We start from the raw sequence: 23,924 nt of genomic DNA, 5'->3' as shown, positions 1-23,924 counted from the left end.
ACCTTCAGGGTATGAAAAGCACCCTACTCTTCATTTTAACCTTTTGCACTCTCGGCCTTGCTGCCCAGCCAGGATGGACGTGGGAGCCATTGCCAGACATGCCTGAAGCCGTAGCTAACAACGCGGTAGTATCGGCCATGAGCAATGATACCATGTGCGTTTATTCCTTTGCAGGCATCGATGAAACGCTAGAGCCTCAGGGCATTCACCTCAAGACATTCAAGTATAATACTCTGAGTCAGCAATGGTCTCAATTGGCCGATGTGCCGGACTCTCAGGGAAAAATTGCTGCAGGAGCGAGCTACGTCAACGGACTTATTTACGTCGTTGGTGGCTACTATGTTCAAGACAATTTCTCTGAGACCTCTTCGGACGACATCCACATTTTCGATCCTCAAACTGACAGTTGGCTGGATGACGGAGCGGTTATTCCGGTTCCGATTGACGATCAAGTTCAAGTCACATGGCGCGATAGCTTGATCTACGTAGTTACAGGATGGAGCGATAACGGCAATGTGAACGATGTTCAGATTTACGATACCTATTTAGATCAATGGTCGGCGGGCACATCTACGCCAAACAACTCAATTTATAAGGCTTTCGGAGCTTCAGGTGAAATCGTTGGTGATACGATTTATTACCACGGTGGGGTGTCAGGCTCGTTCAGTTTTGTAGCGAACAGCCGGATGCGCAAAGGAGTGATTAATGAAGATGACCCAACTCAAATCGACTGGTCACAACTGGATAATTCTCCAGGCGAACCAGGGTATCGTTCGGCAGCTGCTGTGTGGAATGACCGTTTATTCTGGATTGGTGGTGGTGGGGTCGCTTACAACTTTGATGCACTGGCGTACAATGGTTCAGGCGTTGTAGCACCGGTTCCTAGAATCTTGACCTATTACGCAGGCATCGACTTCTGGGAAGATGGTTTCACCACTCCTGAAGAAGTCATGGATTTTCGAGGTATTGGAAAGGTTGATGAAACGAGCTGGATTCTTTGCGGTGGTATTGGCCCAGATCAGAACGTTTTGACCAGCACATGGTTGTTAACCTACGACCCAAGTGTGGGTGTGGGAAGCGCCGCATTCTCTGAATTAGAATGGGTGTTGGTCAATGATCAGCTAGCCGTAAATACATCTCAAACAGTTGATATTCAAGTCTATGCAGCTACAGGTGAGTTGCTCTATCAGGGTAAAACCCGTAAAGGTGAGCCGGTTGATTTGAGCCTTTTCAACGGCTTGTTGATCGTTCATCTACAAACCGAGGGTTATTTACCTGAGATCATCAAAGTCAAGCGTTAAATGCGTCGGTTTCTGCTTTTCATATTTCTTTTCGCTAGCGCGGAATTCTATGGGCAGTCCTTCTCTGAGCAGGCATTGGCATTGGGGGTTGACGATGTTGCCGTTCCGATGGGACTGATGGGTGGTGGCGTTGCGATTTTCGATTACGACAATGATCAATGGCAAGACATCTATATCTGTGGTGGATTGACCCGTGATCGCCTATATCGCAATCTTGGAGATGGAACATTCGAAGAGTTAGGTCTAGAGGCAGGTATTTTGGCTACCGCCGAAGCGAATACAACAGGCGTTGTGGTGGCAGACTACGACAATGATGGCGATCAAGATGTCTTCTTGAGTACGAGCCGCTATACTTCAGGAAACGCCATGGCCCCTTGCATGCTCTGGGAGAACAATGGCGACGGTACCTTCACTGATGTGTCTGTAGACCTTGAAATTGACGAGCCGATTAACAGCTTTGCGGCCAACTTCCTTGATATCAATGGCGACGGATGGCTAGACATTCATGTAGGAGGTTATATCGATGATGTTCAATTTATCATTGACCCTGAAACCGGACAAATCACAGGTTTTGATCATGAGTGCTATGAAGACCTTCTTTATCTAAGCGATGGTTATGGAAATTTCATTGAATCTGCGTCAAGCTTAGGAATGAACAATGAAGGATGTGTATTAGCCCTTAGCAATGTGCACTTGAAGAGTGGTATTCCTGAGCCCTCACTTTATATCGCTAATGATTTTGGGCAATTCGTTTCGCCGAATAAGGTCTATTCAGCCAGCGGTGAAATTGTCATCGAAGAGGCAGGGCTAATGGGTTTAGATCAAGGCCTTTATGGTATGGGTATTGCGTCGGCAGATGTGAATGGAGACGGAGTATTCGATCAGTATGTAACAAATATGGGTCCTGACATCTTGATGATTAGTAACCTTGACACATTTGAGGATCAATCTGTAATTAGAGGTGTGATAAATGAGCCCATAAATGGCTTGATTCATACGGGATGGGGCTGTGCGTTTTTAGATGTAGAAAGTGATGGCGATCCCGATTTGTATGTCGTGAATGGTCATATGCCAACTATACCTATGCTAGAGAATGTGGTGTTCGATCAGAATCAGCTCTACATTAATGATGGCACGGGGTATTTCTCAAATGCCTCAGCCCAGAGCAGTTTGAATGACGAGGGAATCGGCCGAGGATGTGCCATTGGTGATTTAGATAATGATGGCGATCAAGACATTGTGCTGAGCAACTTGTATCAGGAGGAGTTTGTCTATGATGATCGTGTTCGGATTTACCTAAACGAGACCCCTCAGGCAAATTGGGTTCAGGTCAAGATGCAAGGCAACATGAATACTGTAAACCGCGATGGCATTGGAGCGGTCGTGGTAGTTCATACCGACGAAGGAGAATTCATTGCGGAACTCACCGGAGGAGGGAGTTATGCCAGTGCACATTCAAAGGTATTGCACGTTGGACTGGGGAACGCTCAGAGTATTGAATTCATCGAAGTACGTTGGCCAGACGGGTGTGTGGAAGAGTTTGACAACATTCCTTTGAATGAAAGCGTTCTATTATCGCAGTTATGCGGAGTTTACGTTCCGGGGTGCGACCCTTCATATGAGTTGCGTCTTTACCCAAATCCATCTCTTGGAATCATCTCGTTGTCGGGTATTCACCCGGGCGAATTTGAGTTGACGATTCGTGATCCTAAAGGAGCTTTAGTGTATTCAAAGTCGGGTAGATCATCAGGAGAGCGTTTTTCATTGGAACAAGAATTGGGTCTAGGGCATTATTATTGCACCATTATCGATGAAAACGGAATGCACCACATTCCTTTTGTAGTTATTGAATGAAGCAGATCATTTGTCTTATAGTCGTCCTTGTTAATCTTTCCGCGCTAGCGCAGAAATCACCCGTGACATGGACTGATTCATACAAGATCCAACGTCGCGAGAATGTCATTCGTATGTTAGGCGCTCATGGCGACGACTTCTTCGTTTACAAGGGAATCACAGGCAAAGACCCAGAACATCGCATTGAGGTGCTTGACAGGGCCTCAATGAAGCTGAAAAGCAGCGCTTCATTGACCCTTCCTACGATAGATGGTGAAGAGACACGCTTTTATCAGTTGATGATGGTTGATGGCCGCTTGTTGCTTATCACCTCATTCATTGAAAAACGCAGTGATATCCGCTCCCTCTATGGTACTTGGATGAGCAAGGAAGGACAAGCTTTGGATCTACCGGTATTGTTGAGTCAGATTACATTGAACAGAAGGAATGAGAATCAAACCTTCGGTATTCAGCTGAGTGAGGATAGTTCCATGGTGTTCATCTACAACGAAAGCACCCTAGACCGTCGTTCCAACGAGCGCTTCTCATTCAAAGTGGTAGACCTCGATTTAGAAACCGTTTGGAAGAAAGAACTAGAGCTACCGTACCGTTCGGAGTTGTTGGAGATCAATCAGTATCTGCTCGATAGCAAAGGCCAGTTGCACATGATGTCGGGCATTGCCTCTGACAAACGAAACAACGCACAGAATGAACGTCGTCTGAGTGAGAAAAGGTACATCGTGATTAGCTACGATCCGGTAGCAAATAAGGTCAAGGAGTTGGAGGTAGACCTTGGAGACAAATGGGTTATTGCTACCACCTTCGCCATCGATGATCAAGGTGACCTCGCCATTGGAGGATTCTACAGTAACGACCGCTACTTTTCGATTGCGGGTAGTTTCTTTTTCCGCGTAAGCGCAGAAACAAAGAAGGTGATTTCCTCAGGCCTTGAACCCTTTGAAACGAGTTTCTTGAAGAAGTTCATGAGTGACCGACGTGCAGACCGTGGAGATGAGTTGAACGACTTCTATTTCGATCACATGGTGAGACGTCCGGATGGCGGCGCTACCCTCGTTGCTGAGCAGTATTACATTGTTTCGCGTTATCGCAGTGATATTACCACCGGACGTCAAGAGATCATCAACTACTACCACTACAACGACATTATTCTTGTGGATGTAGCTGCCGATGGCAAAGTAAATTGGACCAAACGAATCGCGAAGGAGCAGATTTCATCGAATGATAAGGGTCCGTATAGTTCCTATGCATTGACGGCTGATCAGGATAGCATTTACATTCTATTCAATGACGATCCCGCAAATGAAGAATACCTCAAGGAGAACCCTGAGAATTCACCGAAGACCTTTAATTCATTGAAGAGCAGCGTTGTCACAAAAGTTGCCGTGGGGCTTGATGGGACGATGACTCGACAGACCATGTTCAAGAGCAAGGAGGAGGAAACGGTACTGAAACCAAAGGTTCATATCTCTCCTGAATCAGGTGAATTGTTCATCTATGCGCGCTTCCGAAAACAGTATCGTTTTGGTCGACTTGATTTTTAGCTTGTTGGTCAAAGAAGAATTAATAAATTTGCAGACCCTAAACACATAGGCCAAGCCCGGATGGCGGAATTGGTAGACGCGCACGACTCAAACTCGTGTTCCTTTGGAGTGTGGGTTCGATTCCCACTCCGGGTACAAAGAATAGCCTCGACATGAGTCGGGGCTTTTTTATTGGAACTCCTTTGGAGTGTGGGCCTGTCTGCCTGACGTTAGACAGGTAGATTCGATTCCCACTCCGGGTACAAAGAAATAGCCTTGACTTATGTCGGGGGTTTTTAGCTGAATTTCCGAAGGGTTTTAGGCCGGTCTACCAAGCGGTATCTAGGTCGAAATCTTAGACAGTTGTGAATGATAAGCTAACGACCGTAAAGTTCCGTGCCTGTGATACATGAGTTAGCTCATCAGAGTGCGTTCTTAGCGCCATGAATAAGGAAGTCTGGACAGTTTATGCAATCAGAAGCTTACACCGTAATTATATATACGTTGGTCTGACATCTAACATCGGTGCAAGACTGGAGAGACATAATCGAGGATATGAAAAAACAACGCGACCCTATGCACCTTTTGAGTTGATATATTCAGAAGAGGTTGCCACAAGACCTGAGGCTCGAATCAGAGAAAAGTACTGGAAATCAGGGACAGGGAAAAGAAAATTGAAGTCTATTGGTTCTTTGTAGTGTGGGCCTGTCTGCCTGACGTTAGTCAGGTAGATTCGATTCCCACTCCGGGTACAAAGAAATAGCCTCGCATTTGCGAGGCTTTTTTGTTGAGGTCATTGGCTGAGTTTCTCAAACGTGACATTCATGATCCTCTCTTTTGTGGCCAGCAGACCGGTGACTTTGTTTTGATCATTGCGCGTGGTCGTGATGATGTAATTGTTCATCCTAAACCGATCAGGACTCATCATGATCGCTTCGCGTTCCTTTCCATTTTTGGTAATGGCAAAAAGATCTGCTTCTACGTGTTTGATGATTATTTGAGTGTCAGTTTCATCATTGTAGTATTCGCCCTCCACTTCCGCTAGATCGAAGTTCGATTGCTCTATATCTGGAATTTTATGGTAAGTGCTTGGAGCTTGAGTAGCCTTGTATATGGTGAATTGCTGGTTGGGGGTACCGATATTTTCGAAATTCAGCATAAGGTCGGCGATTGTCGAATATTCGAACAAACCACCTTTTTCAGGAATGAGCGCGATAGGGTCTCGTTGGTACATTTCACGACTGAGGGTGTCGTTCTTCAGGGTGATACGAATGATGGTTCCGTCTTCGTGTTGATAGGTTCCTACGACGGATTCTTTGTTGCGCAGACGTTCCGTGTTGTCAGGTTTTGCAGGGTATTCCCTTGCCTCGTTCTCCTGAAAATCTACGAGTAATTCAGCCACTTGCCACGAAATGTATTCCGCGGTAGCGCGTGCACCATTAGACATCACTACAATGGAAATTCCTTCTTCAGGAAGACGCAAGAAATTGGCATTGTAAGCGCACGTAGCCCCGTTGTGGTAGATGTAATCGATTCCTCGATCAATTCCAGAAACGGTGCCGAAACCGTGATTCTCATAAATGTTTGATTGACTTAGGTTGATCAGGTCTTGCGACAATTTTGTCCCGTTGTTCTGTTGGATGGTTTGTTCCCAAATTAATTGGTCATGCAATGTGGTGTATAGGCTCCCATCTCCATGCACTGAAGCAACAGCCGGACATTCACGCCAACCACTTCCCCAATCTCCATATGCTGTGGCCTTATTCGGAACGACGAGGCTATAGTAACGCAAGAACTCAGTTGACTCCATCCCCAAATCCTGAAACATCATTTTAGCGAAGTCACTGAATCGTTTTTCTGTGACAACTTCAACGATTTCTGCCAAGATGAGGTAGTTCGAGTTACTGTAGAGGAATTGCTCACCCGGTAGGAAATTCAAGTGTTTTTGAGACTTGAGCATATTGATTGCATCGTTGTTATCAATGAAAAGTTTCCACCAAGACTGACCATGTAACGCGTATAGGTCGTAAACATCTCGAATTCCGCTCGTGTGGCTAATCAGATGGTTGATAGTGATCGTTTGTTCAATATTTTCGAACATATCAGGAATGTATGTTCTGAAATCCTCCTCGAGCTTAAGTTTACCCTCTTCCATCAACTTGAGAATGCAGAGCGCTGTGAACTGTTTGCAATTCGAGGCGATGTTAAATCGAGTTTTCTCATCAACATCAATTTGGTGGTCAAGATTTGCTTTGCCGAAATAGAATTCGTGTAGAATTTCTCCGTCTTTAACGATGCCTATTGCTGCTCCTGGATCGTCTTCGTTGACATGTTGCTGTACAATGTTTTGGATCGCTAGAGCCGTGTTTTCTTGGTCGGATTGTGCTCTCGAGATGAGAATGAGTGAGGAACTGAAAATAATGAGGAGTAGGTGCTTTACCATCGTGTTTGTTTTCGGCTAACCTCGACCAATCAATCGATACGAAAGGTTCAAATGACGATTTGAACCCAAGTTTAAAGTTGGTTTTTGTGAATATACTGTTGAGGAGTTATACCTAAATGCTTCTTAAATGCCCGGTTAAAGGTGGTTTTAGAATTGAAGCCACATTCATAGGCCAAGCCTAACAGTGTGCTTTCTTTATGCTCTCCATTTTGCAACTTTTCAATGACCGCCAATACACGCTGTTTGTTGATGAAGTCGTTAAAATTCATTTCGAACTCTTGGTTAATCACCTTCGAGACAACACTTCTATTCGTATTCAATGCGTGGGCTAATTCAGTCAGTGTTAGGCTTGGGTTGGTGTGCAGTTGTTCTGTTTTGAATAAGTCTAAGATGCGCTTTTTCCAAGAAGATAGGTCTGACTCTGGTTCTTGAACCTGATATTCTACAGAAGTCATTTCCTGTTCTGAAGAGCTAACAAGAGAACTATCAAGTGGAACATCAATGACGGGCTGAATGTAGCTACGCTTCATATATGAGTAGCCCACAATTGAAATGTAGTGGAGCGAGATGGAGAAGCAGAGGTAATACCAGAACTTATTTCCGAAGTTCCACCATTCTGGATTAAGTATGAAGAAGAGTACTCTCAGAAAGACGATCACGCCAAAAGCCAATGCAAAGTGTTTGACCCATTTGAATGCGATTTCATCTGCGAAGCTCACCTCTTCCAACGATCGCTTTCGGTATCGCATATAGTACCTCAAGCTGAGCATGAGATAGTATACCATGGATAAGAATCCGGCGATTTGATACCAATTTGAAAGGTCTTTGTCTTTTCCGTCAGCGTAAAAGTAGAATTCATCTAGAATGAACTTATCTACAATGAACACGATGAGGCTATAGACAAAATAGGCTATCGCCGGAATGAAATGCAGCAGGTCTTTTTTATTCAACTTGACTTTCGGAGTCAACAGCGACTTGACGAAGAAGTAATAAACAGGTCCGATAAGGAAGAGCTGTTTGAACGGAACGAAGAACATGATATGGCGATATGGGGCGCGTGAATACCATCCGGCATATCCGAATAAAAACGGACCAAGGTAAAGAGCACCTAGCAGCATAAAAGCCGCGAGCCATTTGGGGTGACGTTTGCCTTCGGTGATCCCAATATGCAAGAACAAGACAGCAAACAGGAGACACTGCACACCAAAAAGGACGAGAACAGAGCTTTTCTCGTTGAAGTCGAAGAGTATTGAGTCAATCAACAACATGTAGAACAGTATGGCTGAAAAGCCCTTGGTTTTATTGGTTCTGAAGTTAATGCAAATAAAAAGCCCCCGCATCTGCGAGGGCTTTTCCAATTATGTTCGAAGGTGATTAAGCTTCACAGCTCACACACTCTTTCTTCTGCTTGAATTTCTGTGCAGCGTTCATGCTGTGCTGGTAGTAGAGAGACTTCAATCCGAGTTTCCAAGCGGTAACGTGGATCTTGTTGATCTCTTTTACTGGCATGTCAGGGTGAACAATGATGTTTACAGACTGACCTTGATCGATGTGGTTTTGACGGTTAGCCGCTTGGTAAACGATATCCATCTGATCTATTTCAGAATAGGTCTTGAATACATCTTTTTCTTCTTGAGTCAGGAAGTCTACGTGCTGTACAGAACCATCGTGCTTAAGGATGTCTTTCCATACTTCTGGAGTATCCATTCCTTTTTCCTGAAGAAGGCTCACGAGGAACTTGTTCTTGATCGTCGTCTTGATCTTCGCGATATCTTTCACGTAGATGTTCGACCAGATCGGCTCAATTCCTTGAGACACTTGTCCGAGAATAAATGCTGATGATGTAGTCGGTGCTACAGCGTTCAATGTCGCATTACGACGTCCGTATCCTTTCAATACTTCAGGCTCTCCGAAACGTGCTGCAAGCTCTTCAGAAGCTTGGTAAGAACGCTCTTTGATCGTCTTGAAGATAGTGCTGTTCAAGTCGTATGCTTCTTGGCTGTTGAATGCCAACATTTTCGACTGAAGTAGTGAGTGCCATCCGAGTACTCCCATTCCAAGTGCGCGGTTCTCCTTAGCGAAGTTGTAAGCGCGCTCCATGAAGAGGAATGTCTGACGGTCATCGTTATCAGCAGAATCACGGTATGATTCTAGTTTTTCAAGGAATTCAGTGATGATAGCATCTAGGAAGTAGATCATTGTCTGAACCGCGTCTGTGTCTTTCCACTTGTCGTACTCGAGCACATTGATGCTTGAGAGTACACAAACGAACGACCAGTTCTGGTTTGAAGGAAGCATAATCTCCGTACACAAGTTACTTGCGTAGATCGGTAGATTCTTGTCTTGGTATACGTCTGCTGCGTTGTTGTTCGCGTTGTCAGTGAAGAAGATGTATGGGTAACCCATTTCACCACGACGCTGAAGAACTTTCGCCCAAATAGCGCGCTTGTCGTTGTCACCTTCGATCATCTCTTCCATCCACTTGTTCGTCACAGTTACACCGTGAGTCAACTCTTGGATCGCGTTCCCTTCGGTACCGATTTCCAAGAACTCCATGATGTCTTTGTGTTCGATTGGTAGGTAAGGTGAGAAACGACCACGACGCACAGACCCTTGGCTTACTACGTCTACCATTGATTCGAACAAGCGCATGATGTGAACTGCACCAGAAGCTTCACCATTGTTCTTGATAGCCGCACCACGGTGACGGATCTTACCGAAGAACCCTGAAGTACCTCCACCTAGTTTAGACATCATACCCACCTCAGACTGCGTGTAAAGGATGTTGCCGATGTCATCATCGATATGTGATCCGAAGCAGCTGATTGGAAGACCGCGTTCTTTTCCGAAGTTCGACCACACTGGGCTAGCCAATGAGTAGAATCCTTCAGACATGTATCCGTAGAATTTATCTGCAAATCCTGGCATACCGAGGATAGTCTCAGCACGTTCAGCGATTTCGCGAATGCGTTGTTCAGCCGACACTCCTGGAGATAGGTAACCAGCGTGTAGGAATTTTCGGCTTTCTTCATTCAACCAAGCAAATCCTTCTGAAGTTTCTTCAGAGGCTTGTTGCTCAGCGAGTGATTTCTTACGAGCATCGATCAGTTGCTCGTTTAAGCTTGTTGCTTGTTGCGTTTCTTGGGTGGTTCTTTCTTCGATCTTCATGTCTTAAAATAGGTCGTCGCTGGTGATACTTTGGGTGCGTTTGCTGTAGTTAACAGAGCGCTTCACGAAGAAGTCGCCGTGCTTAGTTCCTGTGATCTCTTCATCGAACCAGTCAGTTTCAGAAACCAATGTCTCATCTACGTCGAAGATCTTTTCGATTCCGATGCTCTCCAATGAGTTGTTGAAACGGTTCTTGATGAATTCAATGATCACATTCTTCGGAAGGAAGTCAAGCTCTCCTTCTTCGAAAATCCAGTCAAGGAGCCCACATTCTGCTTCGAATGCTTTCTGGCACATTGTCTGAACTGATGTGAAGTATTCTGGAGTGAACCACTCTGGGTGTTCATCCTTCAGAATTTTGATCAAGTCGATTCCAAAGTCACCGTGGATCTGCTCTTCTTTTGAAGTCGCCTCAACAACGTTTGAAATTCCTTTCAACATATTCTTGTGCTTGTTGAAGCCCATGATGATGAGGAACTGAGAGAAGAGGGATACGTGCTCGATGAACAATGAGAACAGGAGAACCGCCTCAGCGTATTCTCTGTCATCAGTGCTCTTCGAGTTACGAAGTGCAGTGTCCAAGTAGGCAACACGCTTCATGATCACTGGCTTGCGCTTCAACTCGTGGAACTCTTGGTTCAACCCAAGAATCTCCAAAAGGTGAGAGTATGCATCAGCGTGACGCACTTCACTTTCCGCGAATGTAGATCCTACAGACCCGATTTCAGGCTTAGGCATGCGGTGGTATAGGTCACCCCAGAATGATTTTACAGCTACCTCAATCTGGGAGATGGCAAGCATAGTGTTCTTGATCGCGCTGCGCTCAGTGTCTGTGAGACGCGATTTGAAATCTTGAATGTCGCTCGTAAAGTTGAACTCAGTGTGAATCCAGTATGAGTGACGGATCGCAGGTACGTATTCGTACAGCTGCGGGTACTCGTAAGGCTTGAGGTTGATGCGCTTCTCGAAGATGTTCGACTTACGCTTTTCAGCCTGCTTGTTACGGTAAAGGATGTAGACTTTAGCCACTTCCGGATAGTTGCTCTCCATCAACCGTGTTTCCACGATATCCTGAATCTGCTCAACGGTTGGTGTAAACGCTGGGTCTTTCACCTTCAATTCGAGCAGACGGTTATGCACATCACCAGCTACCATATGGGCACCTTGAACGTCTTCACGATTGGCGGCTTTCATCGCCTTCATGATCGCGTTTGTGACCTTGTCCAAATTGAAAGGACGCGTAGAGAAATCTCTCTTGATGATGTGGGTTATTTCCATGGTGATTTGAATTGATTAAACGAGCACTTACACAAATTTCGAAGGAAAAATGTCTGAAGCTAAGAACTCGCGGAGAAGCTATTAACACAATGTTCACAGTAACTTCTGGAACACAGTGTTGACAGGGGTTTCGGGCGTTTTTAAAGCTCGATTTTGGGCCTGGATTACGCTTTTTTGGGTATAAAAACAAGCCCTAAAAGAGGCCTATTTGCTAAGTCGGTGAACCTCAGTTTGATTCTAGATTTTCCGCGCCTTTCAGGCCCATTTTTGAAGGCCGTCTTACGGCTTTTTTTGAAAATTCCCTGTCAGACGGATAGATAAAAAACACACATTTTTTCAGCACCCATTTTTTCGTCAAAAATTGGTCGTTTGTCGGCAAAAAGTGATGCAAATTCGATGCGATTTTGGTCGAGAGGCGAGGGTCGAGTGACTAGGATTTAGAATCGATAAACTATGATCGATAACCAATAACTAATGACCAACCACCAAGAACCAAAAACCCAAAATATCTAACGCCTATAGCCCAACGCCTAAAGCCTCCAAAAAGGAAGAACCATACATCACTCGTAAAATCAGAACCAACGCCCACAAAGTTGTGCCTAGTTAAACGTTTAAAACGATGGAAATCAGAAGGTTTGAACATACATTGTGCCCGCGTCTGGGGGTGGGTGGGCCCGCGGGAGCGGCGGGCTCAAGGTGGGTGGTGGATTTTTAATTTTTCTGAAGTACTGACTGTTCCGGTCTTTGACTACAAGACTCTGGGGGTAGACAAGAGACGAGTGTCTAGGGTCCAGAATCGATAAACTATGATCGATAATCAATAACCAAGGACCAAGCACTAACAACCACCAGAACTAACGCCTAACGCCCAACGCCTAAAGCCTATAGTCATATTGACGAACCACGAACCACGAACCACGAACCACGAACCACGCCCCTAATCCCTCGCCTATTCAACTACGTTATCGAAATCTTAATTCGAACCTTTAGTCTTGCCAACGAAAAGCCTTCACTATATTTTCATCTCATATCATGGAGATTCGTCAATGAGGTTGTTGTTAATCAGCGTATATGTAGTCGCAATGTGCTCTTGTGTTCCTGGCAGAAAGCTCGCATGCAAAAGGGCCATTCGAGATAACATGGATCATCCTTGCATGTATAATGACTCTTTAGCATATGCTTTCTTGAACGAGGTTGTTGATTTTCCTCCTGAAATAGTGGTTAGCTCCGCTGTGAGTACTTTTTTTATCCATGAAGCCATTGATTATATAAATGAGGAGCCCGAGGTTGATATCGAGGGGTTCAACTATGAGCAATTCCTTGGTCTTGCTAAAATTATGCTGCTTGTAGACAGTGCAGAAATGGATCAAATTGACCAGGAAATTCAATTAGCTGAAGGTAAACTTTGGAACCACTCCAAGCTGGGTTCAATCACTCAGCATAACAAGTACCGAAAATGGTCTAGAAGACCAAAGTGGCTCGGCTTTCGTGGAAAGCGATATTGGAAGAAATTTCACAAAGCGGGATTTGGATGCCACCTGAGTATGAGTTTACCTGTGTTTAATCGAGAACGAAACATAGGCGTTATCTACATAGGAGTCATGTGTGACGACCTACTTGGTCACGGAGATTTTCACCGATACGAGTTAATAGATGGTCAATGGACGTTGACCAGAACACACAACATCTGGATCAGCTAGAAAAAGCCCCAAATTCTAGTCCCTAGTCTCTAGACCCTAGTCCCTCGTCCAACAATCACGGTAGGATGCGGAAGATCCCTTCATTCTCCACCGCTACATAAATGTACCCGTCAGGACCCTGACGTACATCACGCACACGGCCGATGCGTTCCATGAGGCGTTGGCGTCCGGTGACCTGATCACCATCCATTTCTACGAGTTCGAGGTATTGGAATGAAAGTGAGCCCACCAGAAGGTCGCCTTTCCAATCGGGATATTTATCGGAATCAACGAAGGTCATCCCGCTTGGGGCGATCGATGGAATCCAGTAGTGGATAGGTTGCTCCATGCCTTCGCGGTGGGTTTCGTCGGTGATTTTGGTGCCGCTGTAGTTGATACCATAAGTAATGACTGGCCAGCCATAGTTCTTACCTGGTTCTATAATATTGAGCTCATCGCCGCCTTTCGGTCCGTGCTCGTGCTCCCAGATGACACCAGTTTCAGGATGTTTGGTTAGGCCTTGAGGATTACGGTGGCCATAGCTCCAAATGGCTTTCTTGGCGCTATTGTCGTTCCAAAAGGGATTGTCTTTAGGGATGCTTCCATCGTCGTTCAGGCGGTAGATCTTACCTCCGTCGCGGTAGATGTTCTGCGGATTTTCATCACGTTCGCCACGCTCACCGATCGAGAAATAGAGGTAACCGTCGTTGTCAAATACGATGCGTGATCCGAAGTGATGTCCTTTGGATGTATTAGGAGCGCCTTTGTATAAAATCTCCTGGTCAGTAAGCGAATTACCTTCTAGTTTACAACGCATCAAGGCAGTGTGTGCTCCACGTTCTTCCCCATCAGGAGAGGAATAAGTCAAGTAAATCCAACCAGTTGATGCGTATTCAGGGTGCAAACAGATGTCTAACAGTCCTCCTTGTCCGCGTGCGACTACCACTGGGACACCACCAATCTCTGTCTTGTTTCCATCCTTAAATTGAATGAGTCTTCCGTCTCGCTCGGTGATTAGCATGGAGCCATCAGGTAGCCAAGCCATCGCCCATGGAACAGAAAGCCCATCAACGACTAATTCGTAGTTGACATCTGTGGAAACCGGATCTTGGTTTTCAGGGGCCTGCGGTTCCGCGCAAGCGAAAAGAACAGACATCATCAAAAGAGAAATAGACAACATAGGAGTGAATTTCATGTGTTGAAGTTACTTGAAATCACTCAAGGTAAAAGCCAAAAAAAACGCCCACTGACGTTTCAGCGGGCGTTTAGATCAGATTGAGTAATTGTAAGCGCCTAGCTAGGCAAAACCACAGAGTCAATCACATGGATCACTCCATTCGAAGCACTCACATCCGTTTGGGTCACAGCGACCACGTTTCCTTTTTCGTCAGTGAGCAATACTGTACCACCGCTTAAGCTGGCAGTCAGAATGTCTCCACTCACAGTTTCGATCTTGAACTCGCCTCCAGAGTTCTTGATCGCAGCTACTACATCAGCAGCGTTGAATTTCCCAGCCACTACGTGGTAAGTCAACACCTTAGTGAGTGTCTGACGGTTTTCTGGTTGAAGCAGGCTTTCTACCGTTCCCTCAGGAAGCTTGGCGAAAGCGGCATTCACAGGAGCAAATACAGTGAACGGACCATCGCTTTGAAGTGTGCCAACAAGTCCGGCTGTTTTCAGTGCAGCAACAAGTGTGCTGAAGTCGTCGTCTCCAACCGCGATATCGACAATGTCTTTTTGGTGATGCCAGTTGTTACTGGTTTGTTGAGCGTGATGATTGTTGCTCTTGTTGCCGCATTGTGCGAAGCTCGTAAACCCGATAAGTGATGCTACAAGCAACGCTAAAATGAACTTAATCTTCATTGTGTTTGTTTTTGGTGATAAATGATTCGTGATACTTACGCCGCTCAACCCATGTTTGGATCACGACGAGATGTAAACGAATGTTAAAAGCTGAAATCACTACCTTCCCGGCCGTGAGTTCGAGTGAAGAACAAATCATTAGCCTACTGGTCACTGACCGGAAGAAAGCGATTCGCCTGATCTATGATCATTATGGTGATACGTTGTATGGGGTGGTGTGCACAATGACTGGCGACGACGAAGCCGCCAAAGACATTCTTCAGGAGAGCCTCTTAAAGGTCTGGCAACGCGCCTTGGATTACGATAAAGACAAGGCACGTCTATTCACATGGCTTCTCCGCATTACACGCAATGCAGCCATCGATCGCATGCGTGCTGATGGAAGACGCCAAGATCATATGATCCAAAAGCAGCTGGAAGACGTATATAAGGTAGAGCGGCCGGTCAACCCGGATCATTTAGACATCGCACAACATGTTTCACAGCTTGATGAACGCTATGGCAAAGTGATTCATGCGCTCTTTTTCCTTGGTTTGACGCAAGAAGAGGCGAGCAAGGCACTTGACCTTCCTCTTGGTACCATCAAATCAAGGTTGCGCATCGGCTTGCGAGAATTGCGAAAAGTATATGGTGACCCGTTGATACTCTGGATCCTCCTCACACTTTGGAACAAATGACGCACGAAGAGATCATAGCATTTATTGACTCGGGTGAGCTTGAAGCTTATGCGTTGCAAGGTCGTGAACACGCTAACGCGGAACGGGTAGAAACCCTTATTACAACGGTCCCTCAGATTGAAGAAGCATGGATGATCGTTCAACAAGACCTTCAATTTGTTTCCGAGAAGACGAAAAGACCAGCACCGGTGGCCGTATTGCACAACGTGATGGCCGACATCGATGTACAAAGCCGACAGGCAGCTGAGATGCCTGCGCCTGCGAAGCGAAGCCTGAATTGGTCGCGTGTTGCAGCAGCGGCGGCCATTGTTATTATTGGTTCTTTCGCCGCCTGGAATATGTATAAAGTCGGACAATTAGAGCAGCAATTGGCTGAGGTCAATAAGCGCAACACTGAGCTGGCTGAAGCTATGCAACGATTCCGCGCTAGCGAAGAACAATTGATGGCAGAACGCGCCTTGATTACTGACCCAAATACGCAGAAGTTGATTCTAAGTGGACTTGCAAAAGCTCCAGAACTCAAGGTAGTGGCGTATTGGAACGATAGTGATCAAAGAGCTTTCTTGCAGCCTGAGAACCTACCTGCGCTAGACAACGGACAATGCTTCCAGATGTGGGCAGACGTTGAGGGTGAAATGGTGAGTGTGGGCGTTCTAGCTCAAAGCGATGCGCCGGTTGAAGTGGGCTTTTTGGCGAATGCCGAAAGCTTGAACATTACCATTGAAAAGGCTGGGGGTAGCGATCATGCTACAGTAGAAAACTTGGTGGCTTCTGTAGTGCTTTAACGCACGACAAATCGCGAAGACAGCAGATAGCCGTCTTTCTGAACGCGTAAGACAAACAATCCGGTAGATAATCCTCGAATATCGAGCTGCTCATTGTAGCCTGATCCCTGCTGAACGATTCGTCCTGAAAGATCGGTGATCTCGTAGTCAAACTGCTCTGAAAGCATGCCGTAGCTCTTGACATTGAGGATTGAGTTCGGAGCCGCAGGGTTTGGATACACCATGAGGTCTTCGTTCATCATTTGCTCGATAATGTGAATCATCTCTAGTTGACGTTCAATCAAGAAGTACTCAATGCTTTCTGTAGAAGCTTCCCAAATACTGTAGCTCTGTGGGTATCGCCAACGACTGATCTGTCTTGAAACGATGGGCTCAATACGCAACTTTTCTTGACGCGTGAGCTCTAATAGGTTCTCCACAGACATTTGATTGTTCAAGATGGAAATGAGGCGTGCGCCGAATTGCTGCCTGAACTCTTGCACTTGCAACAGTCGAGAGAAGATCACCCGTGAAGAACTGGTGTTGATTTCTGGATAGAATTGCTCGAGCGTGGAGTGATTGACTTCGTTCAAACAGGCATCGCAGTCAAAGAAGTAGTAGCGGATTTTCCCAAGATCCTCTTCGTACCACATCTTGACATTTTTGTAAGGCCAATCCCAGTTGGCTACAATGATTTGCGCCGCGTAATAATCAATTAGCGACGGCATGTCGAAATGCGAAGTGAGGTACTCGTAATTTTCAGGGATGGTGAGGTCTTTGTCTTTGGCGTATTGCAATATTGATGCATAGCGCTCTCCATAATCTTCGTCCTCAATCAAGCTCACATCGTTATCGTTCACGCCATAGTGGCTTTCCGGGAAGTAATCATCCATGGCCTCTTGTAGAGCGTAAAGCCCCCAGAATTCACCGTTCAGGAATACGATCACTTGCTTAGAATCAGGAGCATCGATGTTGAGGTCACCTACGGCGTTCATAGAAATATGATCGGTGGTCAAGCTTCGAATGAAGTCGTTGTGCGGCGTTCGTAGGTTGAAACGTTTCAATTCTTCTACCCCAGATTCAGGGAAGAACACATTGTCAAGCCATCCTTCTCCGTAGCTGTTGCGTGCGTAGATTTTGAATGACTTTTGTGGAGAGAAACGAGAAGAGTTTCCGCGAATACGCAGTCCTACGTTTTGATGTAGTAATTCTTCTCCGTCTTCGTTAAAGTATTGAATAGTAGCTTCGCGTTCCCATTTTCTTCCTCGGAAGGCAAAGTTATTTCCCGTCTCGCCGTAACCGTAAATTCCGGAGTCACCAAAGAGGTTGTCATCTTCGGTTGTGATGGCCACAACAGGTAAGTCGTATGGGTTTTCGTCGCCGAGTTCGACCAAGAAAGTCTTGCGTTCCGACGTTGATGTCGGACATCCGTTGTGATAACTCTGGATGGTAATCGTATGTGCTTGATCTTGTTCTCCAACAGGAGGTAGGTAAATACCACTGGCCGGAATCAGCGAAAGCTCTGTGTTGTTGATGTTCGACGCATCAAGAGTCATTCCTTCATTGGGCCACATTGCGCTTCCCTTGTGGACCAAATTACCCGCCATATCATAGCGGATTAAGTGGTCAATGGAAGCCCCTTCAGCAATCACAAAGTTTGATTCATTTGAGATGTGCTCTGGTCCTTCAAACGAAAGGTATTGGCGCGAAAGATCAATTGCATCCGTGTTCTCGGTGCCTGGAGTTTTTGTGGCGAAGTGAATCTGCTGCGGCCAACCTGAATTCGCACCGAAACTGTATCCTTCCGGCACACACACCAGGTCTAATGCGGTCATCGGCTGACCGTTATTATTGTACACCACAATTTCTTGTTCGCTTTCAATCGCAAAAGAGTAGAGGTCTTTGCGGAGCTCGAAGTTGGAGCCCTGAAGGTTGACAACGGCGTATGATTCTGCTTCAACAGTGACGCTCGCCAATGAATGAATCAAGCTATCGCCAATGGCAATGCTCCAGCCGTTCAATGACGCCTCTTCTTCAAGCGGGTTGTAGAGTTCTACCCAAGTGATGCGATCGTTTTCTACTCCATATTCATTCAATACCACGAATTGCGCTAGCGCGGAAACGGGAGCAAAGAAAATGGCGATATGGAGGAGGATGCGTTTCATCGATTGAAGAGCACTCCAGTTCTAAACAGCACCCCTACACGTTGTTGGTCGATGCTGTAGGAAGGCGCGGACTCAGGGGTGTATTGCGTTTCAGAACCGTGAATGGTAAACCCTACTTCAGGCTGAATAGCCAGTTTTTCGCTGATTGGAATCGTCCACTTACTCGTCATCGTCATGTGGATTCCCCCATGGAGTTCGTAGCGGTTGTTGATTTCCTCTAGCTGAGAAGTTGCACTGGTGTATCCGGTCTCGAAATAGATTCCAGCCAGTTTGTCAGGGTTCTTGTAATAAAGGTTGATCCCAAATGGAAGGAATCGCTCTTCACCGAATTGGTTGAACCCGAATGAAAGTCCTGTTGAGAGTCGTTCTGAGACCTGGATCTCAAAACCGCCGCGACCGCTAAAGCCGGCAGCAAAGTCAAATTGGTTCGGCGACAAGGTCGCTCCGCTCAAGTAGCCAAATGAGAGAGAGGGCTTAATAAGTCCAGACGGACATTCTTTCTCTTGAGCTTGAAGCGAACTAACGCCGATCAGAAAGATGACCATAAGGCCAATCCATCTGAAGGCATGAGTTGCAGACATAATGGAATAATTATCGCAATTACAAAGCTAGGCCGCAAAGAGCGGACCAAAGACACAAATCTGCCAAAGAATCAAAATTGGGGCCTGAAGTGTCAGATTTTCTGTTGAACGGTAATCTTTCGGCTAAAGCCTTAAGAGGCTTATGGCCTAAGGCCTATGGCTTAAGTTGCTGACTCTTGAAGGCATGATTTAGTAAAAGAAATGGGCTCCGCCAGGAGCCCATTAATATCAATTTGTAAAAGCCTAAAGCCATACGCCCTAAGCCTTATGCCTTCTTAAGGACATTCAGAATCAAACACCCCAAGGAAGATCAACATATCTCCTGCGTTCACGGCGTTATCACCATTCATGTCTGCGATACAGTTTTCGGTACAGCCGAAGTCAGCGAGGAAGATCAAGAGATCTGCTACGTTGATAAGGCCGTCGTCATTGAAGTCTCCTAGACATGGGGCAGCTTCTGCGCCTTCTATAGAGCCGTCACAGTTATTATCGATGTCTTCGCCTGTTCCAGGAGCTCCTGGGTACATGGCGTTGTTGTTATCGTTACAGTCAGTGTTGTCAGCTACGTAACCTGCTGGTTGTGTACATGCCTCCAAACTGTTGTCTGGGTCACCGAAGTTGTCATTATCGTTGTCAGCGTACCACGTTGTTGGGAGTAGACAGCTTGCATCGTCGATAGTGGCTGTTGGATCGTAGTTACATGCTATAGGATCAGTACAACCTTGGCATGTTGCGAACTCACAGCTTCCATCATCACAATCAGCATCAACATCGTAGTTACATGCTAATGGGTCTGTACAACCCGTGGTGTCTGTTCCACCACAGTTTCCACACTCATCAAATGCGAGACAACTACCGTCATCGATCGTTGCTGTAGCATCGTAGTTACATGCTGCTGGGTCTGTACACCCTGCACACGTTAGGAATTCACAGCTTCCATCATCACAGTCAGCTGCTGGATCGTAGTTACATGCACCAGCGTCAGTACACCCTGATGTATCTGTTCCACCACAGTTTCCACACTCATCAAGTGCGAGACATCCACCGTCATCGATAGTTGCTGTCGCATCGTAGTTACAAGCAGTTGGGTCAGTACATCCAGCGCATGATAGGAATTCACAGCTTCCGTCATCACAGTCAGCTGCTGGATCGTAGTTACATGCACCAGCATCAGTACACCCTGAAGTATCCGTACCACCACAGTTTCCACATTCGTCGAACGTGAGACATCCACCGTCATCGATGGTAGCAGTAGGGTCGTAGTTACATGCCGTTGGATCAGTACAACCTGCGCAGCTCAGTGATTCACAGCTTCCATCGTCTTGGTTGGCAGCTGGATCATAGTTGCACGCTGTCGGATCGGTACATCCTTCAACTCCTGCTACGTTTTCTAGGATCATCGTGTACTGAGAGTCACAGTAAGTAGACGTCTCAGTGCTTGAAACACATGCGGTATTTGTGAAGTCGATCAGTGCGTCTCCGATGAAAATATCATCTACATACCACCCTTCAGCCGCAACGAATTGGTCAGAAGCGAATCTCCAGCGAATGTCAATGGTCTGTCCAGCGAAGCTGCTCAAATCAACAATCGTCTGAATGAAGTTCCCGCTACCACCAGTCCATGCGCTTTGTCCGCTAATCGCTGATTGTGGATTGGTATTGATGGTTCCGTTGTATCCGTTTTGGGTGATGAGTCCGCCTGCATCTGTGAAGTTGACACCTCCATCTGTAGAGATTTCAAGAACACATCCGTCCCAGTTCAGCTCTGTGTTGTACAGGTGCCAGAAGCTCAAGAATGTCTGAGCTGTGATACCTGATACGCTTGGTAAGACAAGGTATTGATCTGACTCTTCTCCAGGGTTTGAGGCGAACCATGCGTTCGCGCCACTGTTCACTCGGTTCGAGCTAAGTGCCCAAGAGTAGATGCCCACTTCGCTAGTGGTATAAGCGGCGGTTCCAGATTCCAGATCATCTTGGAAATTGATGATTGAGAATGGCGATGCCGGAGCTGATACTTCGTAAGTACATACGATCGTCTGGCCTGGAACCATCGTTCCAAGGTCAAGAGTCAACGTACCTGCACTGAAGTTCGCTGTACATGAAGCTGAACCACCAACGTAGTTTACTTCTGCTGGAATCACGTCTGTGATCTGAACGTTCGTTACATCAGCGTCAGTGTTGTTCGTTACCTCCACTGTCACAACCATGTTCGAGCCAGCTTCCATTGTTTCCGCTGAAGTCTTTGAGATGTTGAGTACACATGCACCTCCAAGGTCGTATGATTCAACACCGTCAGCTACGCTACCAGAGCTTCCTTGATCGGCACCGGCACCAAGACCACGGCGAGCAAATGCTTCCCAGATAAGACACTCATTAGCCCCACCGTAAAGCATTTGATCTGCGAGTAGAATCGCGTCACGTCCATCCACAAATCCTGGAGAACATGGCTGAAGCTTCATTCCTTCAAGCACAAGTTGGAGAGCGATGTTGTTACCACCCGTTCCATTGTACAGGTCTGGATCCCATCCGTACTGGTCGATTAAGAGCCAAGTCATGTCCCATAGCATTGTACACCATACTGAACCGACACCGTGAGGTACACTCACAGAGTTGATCGTGTTGTAGGTCATTGGGTTGACACCTAGATCCGTTGAATATGGGAACGGACGAATACCCGGTCCTGCTGGTCCATCACCAAGCGAGTAGTTACCAATCGCACGAGCGTCAGTTCCTGCATCTCCTGGTTTCATCGTCAAGATGAGAGCGAGGTAATCACTCCATCCTTCACCCATTTGCTCTGTGTTGAAAAGACAGCTTACGATGTCACCACCTGCAGTCAAGCGGTTTGACACTCCGTGCCCATATTCGTGAGCGATTACTCCGTTATCTAGATCACTGTCTCGGTTCACTGCGCTTGGAAGGTCGAGTACAATGTTTACTGTTCCCGAAGTAAGTGCTGCTTTGATTGCGTTTCCATCAGCCAGTGAAACCATCACGGCAGGAATGGTGATCGTCGCGTCTGCACCACCCATTGAGAATGGAGCATCACCTGTATTTTGTACAACAACAACACCGATGGCACCGGCGTTTTGTGCGTTCAATACCTTCTGAGTGAAGTTACATGAGCCGCGGTCTATCAAAGCGAATTTTCCAGATACGTCCCCACCATTGATGAGTGCGCTACACGCTTCTGTTGGTGCTCCAGTGCCATCGTCAGCCAAGGCGAGTTCGCCTGACCAAGAACCTGTTTGTGCACCAAAGGCAGCAGTGATGGCATTGTAAGCTGTACCGTTTGCCGTGAATGTTGGGGCAGGAGCAACGTCCCACTCGAACATCTGCATACGCGGTTGTTGTCCATCAGGTGGTGTTCCGAAGTTGGCGTTGTTCACACCTGATCCATCTTGAGCATCCGCCAAAACTTCGTCGTTTCCGAGTCCTGGATTGCCGTAGTTGTTTACCTGAAAGTTTCCGCTGGCCTCATCGAAACCGTAGTTGTAAAGCACGTCGTGTGCGAGGTTATTCCAGTAGAAAAGGTTTGTGATTGCCGCCTCCTGGTAAGTCACAGGAGCCTGGGTCAAGTCAAGAGCGTAATCAAAATCGAGGGATGCGCCTCCATCAGGAGAGAAACCAGTTCCGTTATCACCGTTTCGGTCTTCTTGCGCCCAGACATTGTTACCACGCGTAATCGTGAATTCTGCTCCAGAAGCACCGTCCGTATCGTGCCATCCGAAAGGAGAAGCAGTCAGGTTAGCGTTCCATGGAGAAGCTACGAGTGTGCGGTCACCATCGTATGGCGATTCTTTTGGCTCTTCGTAAACACGGTAAGAGTTTGCCAACGGCAATGCTGGTGAAGCAGGCGTGAGCAATGGGTTACGTCCTTCTACCTTAGCGCATTCTGCATTGTGTGAGTGCACTTCGTCTCCGAAACCACACGTTGTGATCCAGTCATTTTTGCTTAGGAAGTCTCCGTTGCTCGCGTTTACGCGAATTTGCCACCAGTGCTGGTGATCAAGTGTACGGATCACAAATTCCCAAGAGAGGATAACCTGACCATTTTCGATTGGAGTGTAAACCAATTGGAATGGAATTTCTTCGAGGGAAACACCTGCCGCAGTGAACTTACCCTTCTGTTCCGCACCTTGCGGAGATTCAACAATTGAAGGTGAAGCCGTTCCTGCCTTGAGGTGATTTGCCGCGGCATTGAGAGCCGCTTCTGGGGTCATTCCCGGCGCTCTCACACCAATCGAACGATCGATTCCCGCTACGTACGTGTCGTTCACACTACGCAGCACACCTTCTGGCGTCAGCACAACGTTCATGATCGCATTGTGTACAGGGATTCCGTCTACATGCTGCTGCATGTAGTGGTAGGTATATCCTACTTTGTTTTCAATGCTTCTGAGAAGCACTGAAGAACGAATATCTTGTTCTGTAAGTCTTTCTTTGGATCCATTCCGCAGGATCTCATCCTTGATCTTTCCTTCGGAATTTTGAGCAAGCATACCCACGCTTACTAGCAAAGCTGCTAGTACCACAGTCAATTTAAAGCGCATATTGGTTAGTTTTCGAAACGAGGCCTTAAGATACGGAGAATATCGTATTGATACCGAGGAACTTCGCCAAATGCTGGG

The 23,924-nt window shown here is 46.5% G+C and carries 16 protein-coding genes and 1 tRNA gene; 8 read left to right on the top strand and 9 right to left on the bottom strand.

The window, feature by feature from the left end:
• Nucleotides 1-11: 11 nt before the first annotated feature.
• From RA156_RS14655 to RA156_RS16680, 5 genes are all read left to right on the top strand, one after another.
• The gene (locus RA156_RS14655; protein ID WP_306641165.1) at nucleotides 12-1,301 is read left to right on the top strand and encodes a Kelch repeat-containing protein; all 1,290 of its coding nucleotides are present in this window, start codon (nucleotides 12-14) and stop codon (nucleotides 1,299-1,301) included.
• Complete coding sequence (locus RA156_RS14650; protein WP_306641163.1) at nucleotides 1,302-3,155, top strand: CRTAC1 family protein; 1,854 nt, start codon at nucleotides 1,302-1,304, stop codon at nucleotides 3,153-3,155.
• The gene (locus tag RA156_RS14645; RefSeq protein WP_306641161.1) at nucleotides 3,152-4,696 is read left to right on the top strand and encodes a hypothetical protein; all 1,545 of its coding nucleotides are present in this window, start codon (nucleotides 3,152-3,154) and stop codon (nucleotides 4,694-4,696) included. The genes RA156_RS14650 and RA156_RS14645 overlap by 4 nt, the downstream gene beginning before the upstream one ends.
• A 54-nt stretch (nucleotides 4,697-4,750) precedes the next feature.
• Nucleotides 4,751-4,831: transfer RNA gene (locus RA156_RS14640), tRNA-Leu, on the top strand.
• Between the two features lie 287 nt (nucleotides 4,832-5,118).
• Nucleotides 5,119-5,373 carry a GIY-YIG nuclease family protein gene (locus RA156_RS16680; RefSeq protein ID WP_350339789.1) on the top strand — a complete coding sequence of 85 codons (255 nt, stop codon included), beginning with the start codon at nucleotides 5,119-5,121 and terminating at the stop codon, nucleotides 5,371-5,373.
• A 95-nt stretch (nucleotides 5,374-5,468) separates the two neighbouring features.
• Here the strand turns inward: RA156_RS16680 and RA156_RS14635 are convergent, their stop codons facing one another.
• The 4 genes from RA156_RS14635 to RA156_RS14620 form a co-directional block, all read right to left on the bottom strand.
• The gene (locus RA156_RS14635) at nucleotides 5,469-7,118 is read right to left on the bottom strand and encodes a serine hydrolase domain-containing protein (RefSeq protein WP_306641159.1); all 1,650 of its coding nucleotides are present in this window, start codon (nucleotides 7,116-7,118) and stop codon (nucleotides 5,469-5,471) included.
• 71 nt (nucleotides 7,119-7,189) lie between these two features.
• The gene (locus RA156_RS14630) at nucleotides 7,190-8,386 is read right to left on the bottom strand and encodes a helix-turn-helix domain-containing protein (RefSeq protein WP_306641157.1); all 1,197 of its coding nucleotides are present in this window, start codon (nucleotides 8,384-8,386) and stop codon (nucleotides 7,190-7,192) included.
• Nucleotides 8,387-8,492: 106 nt separating this feature from the next.
• Nucleotides 8,493-10,286 (bottom strand): ribonucleoside-diphosphate reductase subunit alpha, encoded by a 1,794-nt coding sequence (locus RA156_RS14625; protein WP_306641155.1) that lies wholly within the window; start codon nucleotides 10,284-10,286, stop codon nucleotides 8,493-8,495.
• A 3-nt stretch (nucleotides 10,287-10,289) separates the two neighbouring features.
• Entirely contained in the window at nucleotides 10,290-11,564 is a 1,275-nt protein-coding gene (locus RA156_RS14620; RefSeq protein WP_306641153.1) for a ribonucleotide-diphosphate reductase subunit beta, read from the bottom strand.
• Nucleotides 11,565-12,718: 1,154 nt separating this feature from the next.
• Between RA156_RS14620 and RA156_RS14615 the strand changes: the two genes are divergently transcribed.
• Entirely contained in the window at nucleotides 12,719-13,264 is a 546-nt protein-coding gene (locus tag RA156_RS14615) for a hypothetical protein (protein ID WP_306641152.1), read from the top strand.
• Between the two features lie 55 nt (nucleotides 13,265-13,319).
• Here RA156_RS14615 and RA156_RS14610 read toward each other — a convergent pair whose 3' ends face one another.
• Entirely contained in the window at nucleotides 13,320-14,438 is a 1,119-nt protein-coding gene (locus RA156_RS14610) for a PQQ-dependent sugar dehydrogenase (protein WP_306641150.1), read from the bottom strand.
• A 98-nt stretch (nucleotides 14,439-14,536) separates the two neighbouring features.
• Nucleotides 14,537-15,106 carry a fasciclin domain-containing protein gene (locus RA156_RS14605; protein ID WP_306641149.1) on the bottom strand — a complete coding sequence of 190 codons (570 nt, stop codon included), beginning with the start codon at nucleotides 15,104-15,106 and terminating at the stop codon, nucleotides 14,537-14,539.
• Nucleotides 15,107-15,186: 80 nt separating this feature from the next.
• Between RA156_RS14605 and RA156_RS14600 the strand changes: the two genes are divergently transcribed.
• Both RA156_RS14600 and RA156_RS14595 read left to right on the top strand, forming a co-directional pair.
• Nucleotides 15,187-15,783 (top strand): RNA polymerase sigma factor, encoded by a 597-nt coding sequence (locus RA156_RS14600; RefSeq protein WP_306641148.1) that lies wholly within the window; start codon nucleotides 15,187-15,189, stop codon nucleotides 15,781-15,783.
• Nucleotides 15,780-16,568 (top strand): anti-sigma factor, encoded by a 789-nt coding sequence (locus RA156_RS14595; RefSeq protein ID WP_306641146.1) that lies wholly within the window; start codon nucleotides 15,780-15,782, stop codon nucleotides 16,566-16,568. The genes RA156_RS14600 and RA156_RS14595 overlap by 4 nt, the downstream gene beginning before the upstream one ends.
• Here RA156_RS14595 and RA156_RS14590 read toward each other — a convergent pair.
• The 3 genes from RA156_RS14590 to RA156_RS14580 form a co-directional block, all read right to left on the bottom strand.
• Nucleotides 16,565-18,712, bottom strand: a complete 2,148-nt coding sequence (locus RA156_RS14590) for a CotH kinase family protein (RefSeq protein WP_306641145.1) — start codon at nucleotides 18,710-18,712, stop codon at nucleotides 16,565-16,567. The two genes, RA156_RS14595 and RA156_RS14590, sit on opposite strands and share 4 nt — an antisense overlap.
• Nucleotides 18,709-19,293, bottom strand: a complete 585-nt coding sequence (locus RA156_RS14585) for a hypothetical protein (RefSeq protein WP_306641143.1) — start codon at nucleotides 19,291-19,293, stop codon at nucleotides 18,709-18,711. The genes RA156_RS14590 and RA156_RS14585 overlap by 4 nt, the downstream gene beginning before the upstream one ends.
• Before the next feature lie 275 nt (nucleotides 19,294-19,568).
• On the bottom strand, nucleotides 19,569-23,846 hold the full coding sequence (locus RA156_RS14580) for a T9SS-dependent M36 family metallopeptidase (RefSeq protein ID WP_306641141.1): 4,278 nt from the start codon (nucleotides 23,844-23,846) through the stop codon (nucleotides 19,569-19,571).
• Nucleotides 23,847-23,924 lie beyond the last annotated feature (78 nt).

Origin of the sequence: Sanyastnella coralliicola, assembly GCF_030845195.1 — a bacterium.
Lineage (GTDB): Bacteria > Bacteroidota > Bacteroidia > Flavobacteriales_D > Sanyastnellaceae > Sanyastnella > Sanyastnella coralliicola.
The sequence above is the reverse complement of the archived record's forward strand: the minus strand, read 5'-3'. Positions and strand labels throughout refer to the sequence as shown.

Bases quoted from the DNA above. Each gene is read 5' to 3' on its own strand.
- RA156_RS14655 (WP_306641165.1), top strand. From the start codon at position 12: ATGAAAAGCACCCTACTCTTCATTTTAACCTTTTGCACTCTCGGCCTT.
- RA156_RS14650 (WP_306641163.1), top strand. From the start codon at position 1,302: ATGCGTCGGTTTCTGCTTTTCATATTTCTTTTCGCTAGCGCGGAATTC.
- RA156_RS14645 (WP_306641161.1), top strand. From the start codon at position 3,152: ATGAAGCAGATCATTTGTCTTATAGTCGTCCTTGTTAATCTTTCCGCG.
- RA156_RS16680 (WP_350339789.1), top strand. From the start codon at position 5,119: ATGAATAAGGAAGTCTGGACAGTTTATGCAATCAGAAGCTTACACCGT.
- RA156_RS14635 (WP_306641159.1), bottom strand. From the start codon at position 7,118: ATGGTAAAGCACCTACTCCTCATTATTTTCAGTTCCTCACTCATTCTC.
- RA156_RS14630 (WP_306641157.1), bottom strand. From the start codon at position 8,386: ATGTTGTTGATTGACTCAATACTCTTCGACTTCAACGAGAAAAGCTCT.
- RA156_RS14625 (WP_306641155.1), bottom strand. From the start codon at position 10,286: ATGAAGATCGAAGAAAGAACCACCCAAGAAACGCAACAAGCAACAAGC.
- RA156_RS14620 (WP_306641153.1), bottom strand. From the start codon at position 11,564: ATGGAAATAACCCACATCATCAAGAGAGATTTCTCTACGCGTCCTTTC.
- RA156_RS14615 (WP_306641152.1), top strand. From the start codon at position 12,719: ATGTATAATGACTCTTTAGCATATGCTTTCTTGAACGAGGTTGTTGAT.
- RA156_RS14610 (WP_306641150.1), bottom strand. From the start codon at position 14,438: ATGAAATTCACTCCTATGTTGTCTATTTCTCTTTTGATGATGTCTGTT.
- RA156_RS14605 (WP_306641149.1), bottom strand. From the start codon at position 15,106: ATGAAGATTAAGTTCATTTTAGCGTTGCTTGTAGCATCACTTATCGGG.
- RA156_RS14600 (WP_306641148.1), top strand. From the start codon at position 15,187: ATGTTAAAAGCTGAAATCACTACCTTCCCGGCCGTGAGTTCGAGTGAA.
- RA156_RS14595 (WP_306641146.1), top strand. From the start codon at position 15,780: ATGACGCACGAAGAGATCATAGCATTTATTGACTCGGGTGAGCTTGAA.
- RA156_RS14590 (WP_306641145.1), bottom strand. From the start codon at position 18,712: ATGAAACGCATCCTCCTCCATATCGCCATTTTCTTTGCTCCCGTTTCC.
- RA156_RS14585 (WP_306641143.1), bottom strand. From the start codon at position 19,293: ATGTCTGCAACTCATGCCTTCAGATGGATTGGCCTTATGGTCATCTTT.
- RA156_RS14580 (WP_306641141.1), bottom strand. From the start codon at position 23,846: ATGCGCTTTAAATTGACTGTGGTACTAGCAGCTTTGCTAGTAAGCGTG.